Here is a 6,349-nt window from a genome sequence, read left to right as displayed (position 1 = left end):
CGGCACACGCCCGGATCCGGGCGTGCCCTGCTGGAGCGGTATGCCGCGCCCGCCGGCCCGTGGCCGATCGGGCGCTCGACGCATGCCCACCGTCCGGCGGTGGATCGGACCGACACCGAAGCGGAACCGACAGACAGGACGCGCACAGCGCGCCCTGGGTTCCGCTGCGCTCCGATCGCCGCGGACGTGACGCGAAGACGAAGGAGGTCGCAGTGAACGGCACCGAGCTCGTTCGGTTCAGCGCCGCGACGATCGTTGTCCTGCTCGTAATCTTCTATGGTGGAACGCTTCTCATCTCCGCCCGGATCGGGAAGAAGGACGAGAACGCCGACGGCTACATGACCGCCGGCAACAAGGTCGGTTTCGGGGTGTCGGCGGCCAGCATGACCGCCACCTGGATCTGGGCGTCCTCGCTGTACGCCTCGGCGACTTCCGGATACACCTACGGCATCTCCGGCCCCATCCACTACGGGCTGTGGGGCGCGCTGATGATCCTGTTCATCTACCCCTTCGGCAAGCGGATCCGCGCGGTCGCGCCGAAGGCGCACACCCTCGCCGAGGTCATGTTCGCCCGGCACGGACGGTCGAGCCAGCTCATGCTGGCCGGCTCGAACCTCGTCGGCAGCCTGATCAGCCTGATGTCCAACTTCATCGCCGGCGGTGTGCTCATCTCGCTGATCTCGCCGTTCGGCTTCGTCCAGGGCGTCGTCTTCATCGCAGCCGGTGTGCTGCTCTACACCCTGTGGTCCGGCTTCCGCGCGTCCGTGCTCACCGACTTCGTGCAGGTCGTGGCGATGCTCGGTGCGGTCGTCGTCATCATCCCGGCGGTCTTCTTCATCACCGGCTTCCCCGACGCGTTCGACAGTGGGTCCGCGAACCTCACGGACCAGCAGGGCGACTTCTTCTCGAGCGACGCCTTCCTGAACCAGGGCGCGCCGTACATCGCGGCCGTGCTCGCGTATGCCATCGGCAACCAGACGATCGCGCAGCGCCTGTTCGCGGTGCGCGAGGATCTCATCAAGCCGACCTTCGTCACCGCGACGATCGGGTACGGCGCGACCGTCATCGGCGTGGGCATGTTCGGTGTGCTCGCGCTGTACCTGGGCGTCGACCCGATGGGCGGCGACGTCAACAACATCGTGCCGCAGATGGTGGCGTCGTTCCTGCCCACGGCACTGGTCGTCGTGTTCTTCGTCATGATCATCGGCGCGCTGTCGTCCACGGCCGATTCCGACCTGTCGGCGCTGTCGTCGATCGTCATGGCCGACATCTACGGCCAGAACATCGCCGGCGGCACCCGCAACGCCGATCCCAAGCGGATGCTGTTCATCGGGCGCGCCACGATGGTCGTCGCGACCGCCGCCGCCGTGGCGTTCGCGAGCATGAGGTTGAGCATCCTCGACCTGCTCGTGTTCGTCGGCGCGCTGTGGGGTGCGCTGGTCTTCCCCGTCATCGCGAGCTTCTACTGGCACAAGGTCACCAACAAGGCGTTCACGACGTCGGTGCTCGTCGCCCTGGCGGCGTTCCTGCCGGTGCGTTTCGGATGGTTCCCCATGGACGGGGTGATCGCCTGGACGGTGGACATCGCGTCGGTGATCGGTGTCGGCGTGATCGCGGGCCTGATGGCGTTCGGCTTCTTCGGACTCCGGGCCGCACGCGTCGTCGGTGTCGTCGCCGCGGTGGTCGTGGCGCCCTTCGCGCTCGGCTCGGTCCACGACTACGCCGTGCTCAGCGCCTCGCTCGTCGCCTACGCCGTCAGCACGGTCGTCTGTTGGGCGATGTCCGTGAACTCCGACGAGGACTTCGACTTCGAGGTCATCGCGCAGCGTGTCGGTGACTTCGACGTGGTGGACGACACCGCGCCCGAGAACGACGTTGCGCCCGGGAACGCCCCCGCGTCCGAGAAGGACCCCGCGGCAACCACTCCGGAGAAGGAGAACCGATGAGCACGCTCGCACTGACCATCTACGTCCTGATCTGGCCCATACTCGTCGCCGGTGTACTGGCGGTGCTGTGCCGCGGGTTCTTCAAGGAGTGGCTGCAGGCCCGACGGAACGGCGAAGATCTGATCTGACCCTCCCCGCGGAATTTCCTTCCGGCGCCCGNCCCGGGCGCCGAGTTCGTGAGATCAGGGCGTTCGGCACGTTCCCACCGAACAGTTGTGAATGGCGTCACAGATCCGACGGGGCGGGCACATTCCTGCGGTCCGCGCTCTCCAATCCGCGTCACCTATCGTGCCACGCGCGCCGTCCTGGCGGTCGCGACGGCAACCATCCTGGCGGTCGCCGGGTGCGGTTCCGACACGTCCGTCGCCGGAAGCGGGACCGAACCCGCAACCTCTCCCGAACAGGAGAGCACCGAAGGAATCGACATCGCGTCGTTGGACACCGGAGAGTATCGGGTCGAACCGCGCGACTTCGTCGGGGAGAACTTCGCGGCCGGTGGAGCCGGGCCGGTGATCGAGGGACACCGGATGGCCGAGTTCGTCGTCCACCCCCACGACATCGATCCGACGCTGACGACGGGAGGAGCGAGTACCGGTGTCTCGGTCTCCACCGACAGGATCCTGGCGGACGGTGCCGGCGATCTCCTCGAACCCTTCGGGATGATCACGGGATTCCGGACCTCCCGCAGCACCGAGGACGAGTCGGGAATGCTGCAGGTCGCGGTGGCGCGGTTCCCGACTCCCGACGACGCCGCGCAGGCCGCGCAGGTCGTGCACGACTTCGAGCAGGTCGACAGGACGACGCCGCTCGCCAGTGATCCCTCAGGTCACCGGAACCGATCGGATCGCCAAGGCCGCGTCGAACGTCTACCGCACGGCCGGTCCCGCAGAGGCGGAGCTCCTGCGGGACGACTTCGTCGAGACGACCCGGGAGATGTATCCGGACCTCGTCGAGGACGAGACGGTTCCGCAGAACATCCCCGGCACACGCTGCTGGTCGGGTGATGTGGCGCAGGGGCGGGCGAGTGTGTGCCTGATGGTCCACGGGCGGTACATGGCGGGCTCTCGGGGTTGCGGCCGGTGGGGAACGAGGATCCCGCGAACGACTCGCTTCGTACGATGTCACAGCGGATGGCCACCCAGTACGTGAAATTCGTCCGATCCGAGGAGATGGGCTCGGGCGAGAACTGATCTCGCGGTATTGTCGACGGGTGGTCGACGCTGCCCCCGACGGCGTCGACCACTTCGAACCACGGTATATTCGTAACTCCCCCGCCCATCGAGCAGATACCCGAATGCGCATGCGGGACAATGTGACTGCTCGGTATGGTGAGGGGGATCGATGAACGACGCCGAGTTGATCGAGCGGTGCCGGGCAGGCGATCGGGCAGCATTCGCCGAACTCGTCGCACCGTCACGCGAACGTGTATGGGCGGTCTGCGTGCAGATCACAGGAAACCGGCACGACGCCGAGGACGCACTGCAGGATGCACTGATCGCGGCGTGGAAGAACCTCGACAAGTTCCGTGGCACAGCAGCATTCGGAACATGGCTGTATCGCATCGCGAGCAATGCGGCGCTCGCCGTCGTGCGCAGGCGACGTGGCGAGGTCCTCGGCGAACGGGTCGGGGACGAATACGCAGTCGGGGAAACGCTTCTCGCCGACAGCGTGGTCGACGGTGATGCGGTCCGTCGAGCCCTTTTCCTTCTCCCCGAACAGTTTCGGGTCGCTATCGTGCTGCGCGAGTATGCACAACTCGGTTACGCCGAGATCACAGAACACCAAGGTGTGGGCGTGCAGACGGTGAAGAGCCGGATCAGGCGTGCCCGTACGCAACTCGTCGATCTGCCGAGTCCGGCACTGCTCGGCGCAGAATGAGTCGTCTCCGACCGGCGTTCGGCCCCATATCGATCCGGCAACGACGATCGGGGTGGCCGGCACGGAGGGCACCGAACGGCCGGAGAAACCCGGAAGGATGAGCAGTGACGCCAAGCGAACCGAATCCGTTGCCCTCGTTGGGGGAATCGCTAGGTCTCGACCTGATGGACCGGATACCCGACCTGCCCGAGGGCGTCTGGTGTCGGGTGCTCGATATCGCCACCGATCCCCTCACCCCTCGCATCGGAACCGAACTGGTTCCTGTCGAGGGAATCGATGAGGACGATATCGAGCACCCCGTCATCGACGACCTGCCGATCGAGTACCTCGGCGATCTCGACCTCGCTGATCCGCCTGAACCGGAATTCATCGTCGACACAAACGATCCCGACTTCTGATCGTACGTCCTGCCGAGATTCGGCCTGAATCATTGCAGCCCCATCCCTGTCGATCCGAGGTCGACGACCACCTCGTGCAGTGGTCGCCCCACCGGACCGACCGCCAGCAGACCTCGGATCGTCGCTGTGAGGACCATCGTCGAGAACCCCTCGTGGTCGAACTCCGGAAGGTCGCGATGAGCCTCACCCAGGCGTTCGTCGGCGCTCAGCCGTTCGGCGACGTCGTCGCGTTGCTGCTGGAGCCCCGAGATCCGCTCGAGTTGCGCTTCCTCGGCCACCGCGAAGTTGATCGCGGTGCTCGCCACCGCACTGGCCAGAGCGACAGCGACGTCGGGGGTGTACCCGCGGCGCACGAGAGCTTCGACCTCGCTCACCATCAGACGCTGTCCCGCTTCCCCACGCGGGAAGAGCGTCTGCATGTAGGTTCCCAGGCCCGCATGGGCCAGGACGAACGCGCGTAGCTGCAGACCGAACGACAGCAGGTGCTGTTCGATGTCGTGCGCCGGATCGTCGCGCAGAACGAGATCGCTGAGCAGGCTCTCCCCCACGACGAGTTCGAGTCCCCAGCGGCCGTCCACGTGGCGGTACAGCGCCGCCGTGGAGACGTCGAGTTCGGCGGCGACGGCGTTGAGGCTCAACTGTCGCAGCCCGATCGCCCGACCGACGCGGATGATGTCCTCCACGTCGATCTTGCGTGCACGCCTGCGGACGCCGGCCACCCCGTTCGCCCCTCCGATCGCCTTAAGTTAGTCCCCATAACTTAAGGAACTATAGGTGTGCCTCTCGGGAACGGCAAGTCGCCGAGCCACCCCCAGCAATGCCCTGTTGACATGCCCCTCCGTCCGTCGGGGATAAAAGAGACAGATCTGCCTCGATATCGATTCCCACCACGGAGGCGAATCATGATCGTCGGCGCACGCAGACCCGGTACCGGCACCATGCCGGCCGCCCGCCACGAACAGTGGGGGTCTCCCCTCGGGATCGTCGACGTTCCGCGTCCCGAACCCGCTGCCGGAGAGGCCCGTATCGCTGTCGAGGCGACGAGCGTCAACCCGATCGACATGTACACCGGGCGCAATGCCGGCTACGAACAATCGATGCGACTCCCCTTCGTGCCCGGATGGGATGTCGCCGGCGTCGTCGACGCCATCGGGTACGGCGTCACGCGGTTCGAGGTCGGGGACCGGGTATTCGGTCCGGCCCGGTTCCCCTACCCCGCCGGAACGTACGCGCAGTACACGACCGTGCCCGCCTACCAACTGGTGCCGCTGCCCGCGTCGGTCTCGTTCGCGGAGGCGGCGTGCCTTCCGATGGCGGCGCCGACCGCGTGGCAGATGCTCGACGCGGCCGGAGTGGGCAGTGGATCCGGAGTGGACAGCGGATGTCGTGTCCTGATCAGCGGCGCTTCGGGTGGGGTCGGACACCTCGCCGTGCAGATCGCGGTCGCACGCGGCGCGACGGTCGTCGCACTTGCGCGTCCCCACGACCACGCCGCCCTGTACGAACTGGGCGCCCGGTCGTGCGTGGACTACATCGACCGTCCTGCCGTCGCCGCCATCGGGAAGGTCGATGCAGCACTCGATCTGGTCGGCGGTGATTTCGGTGGCTCGCTCTTCGATCTGGTCGCACCGGGCGGGACCGTAGCGTTGGCGATCGCGTGGTCGATCCCGCAGTACCGGGCGGCGGCCGAGGCACGCGGTATCCGGGCGGTCGCGTGCCTCGTCGAGCCGGATCCCGTAGCACTCACGGCGATCGCCGGTCTCGTCGACACGGGACGCATCCGGGTCGTCGTCGGCGCGCGGTTCGATCTGTATCGTGCGGTCGAGGCCCAGGCCTGGGTGACGAACCGCCTCGGCTTCGGCAAAGCGGCGATAGTGGTGGGCGACCGGGAGGGACAGTGTGAGCGAAGCGGCCAAGCAGGTACGCGGCGAGGCCCTGCGTGAGAAGCTGGTCGACATCGCAGCAGAGCTCTTCTACGCCAACGGTGTTCGCACAGTGGGGGTCGACGAGGTCGTCCGCCGCGCCGGAGTGGGCCCCACAGCGATTGTCTCGCCGATCGACTGCACATCTCGATCGTGGGAGCACTGGCGACCGGCGGACTGTACCGGGTGAACGGCCCGGCGGCCG

General features: G+C 66.8%; 8 protein-coding genes and 1 pseudogene. 8 read left to right on the top strand and 1 reads right to left on the bottom strand.

Annotated features, from left to right (window positions below):
* Positions 1-212: 212 nt before the first annotated feature.
* The 6 genes and pseudogenes from ACLBYD_RS12280 (at position 213) to ACLBYD_RS12255 (ending at position 4,222) form a co-directional block, all read left to right on the top strand.
* Entirely contained in the window at positions 213-1,946 is a 1,734-nt protein-coding gene (locus ACLBYD_RS12280; protein WP_447816640.1) for a sodium:solute symporter family protein, read from the top strand.
* On the top strand, positions 1,943-2,074 hold the full coding sequence (locus tag ACLBYD_RS12275) for a putative transporter small subunit (protein ID WP_447816639.1): 132 nt from the start codon (positions 1,943-1,945) through the stop codon (positions 2,072-2,074). The genes ACLBYD_RS12280 and ACLBYD_RS12275 overlap by 4 nt, the downstream gene beginning before the upstream one ends.
* Before the next feature lie 48 nt (positions 2,075-2,122).
* Positions 2,123-2,716, top strand: a pseudogene (locus tag ACLBYD_RS12270) (DUF7373 family lipoprotein); the annotation flags it as partial.
* Between the two features lie 43 nt (positions 2,717-2,759).
* Positions 2,760-3,095, top strand: coding sequence for a DUF7373 family lipoprotein (locus ACLBYD_RS12265; RefSeq protein ID WP_447816638.1), 336 nt, complete (start codon positions 2,760-2,762; stop codon positions 3,093-3,095).
* 192 nt (positions 3,096-3,287) lie between these two features.
* Positions 3,288-3,824 carry an RNA polymerase sigma factor gene (locus ACLBYD_RS12260; protein ID WP_447816637.1) on the top strand — a complete coding sequence of 179 codons (537 nt, stop codon included), beginning with the start codon at positions 3,288-3,290 and terminating at the stop codon, positions 3,822-3,824.
* Positions 3,825-3,928: 104 nt separating this feature from the next.
* Positions 3,929-4,222, top strand: coding sequence for a hypothetical protein (locus tag ACLBYD_RS12255; protein ID WP_447816636.1), 294 nt, complete (start codon positions 3,929-3,931; stop codon positions 4,220-4,222).
* Positions 4,223-4,251: 29 nt separating this feature from the next.
* On the opposite strand, the gene ACLBYD_RS12250 is transcribed toward ACLBYD_RS12255, so the two are convergent.
* Positions 4,252-4,941 carry a TetR/AcrR family transcriptional regulator gene (locus ACLBYD_RS12250; RefSeq protein ID WP_447816635.1) on the bottom strand — a complete coding sequence of 230 codons (690 nt, stop codon included), beginning with the start codon at positions 4,939-4,941 and terminating at the stop codon, positions 4,252-4,254.
* 183 nt (positions 4,942-5,124) lie between these two features.
* Here ACLBYD_RS12250 and ACLBYD_RS12245 point away from each other — a divergent pair, with 183 nt between their 5' ends.
* Entirely contained in the window at positions 5,125-6,165 is a 1,041-nt protein-coding gene (locus tag ACLBYD_RS12245; protein WP_447816634.1) for an NADP-dependent oxidoreductase, read from the top strand.
* On the top strand, positions 6,122-6,334 hold the full coding sequence (locus ACLBYD_RS12240) for a TetR/AcrR family transcriptional regulator (protein WP_447816633.1): 213 nt from the start codon (positions 6,122-6,124) through the stop codon (positions 6,332-6,334). The genes ACLBYD_RS12245 and ACLBYD_RS12240 overlap by 44 nt, the downstream gene beginning before the upstream one ends.
* Positions 6,335-6,349 lie beyond the last annotated feature (15 nt).

This window comes from Rhodococcus sp. C26F (assembly GCF_053345925.1).
The sequence above is the reverse complement of the archived record's forward strand: the minus strand, read 5'-3'. Positions and strand labels throughout refer to the sequence as shown.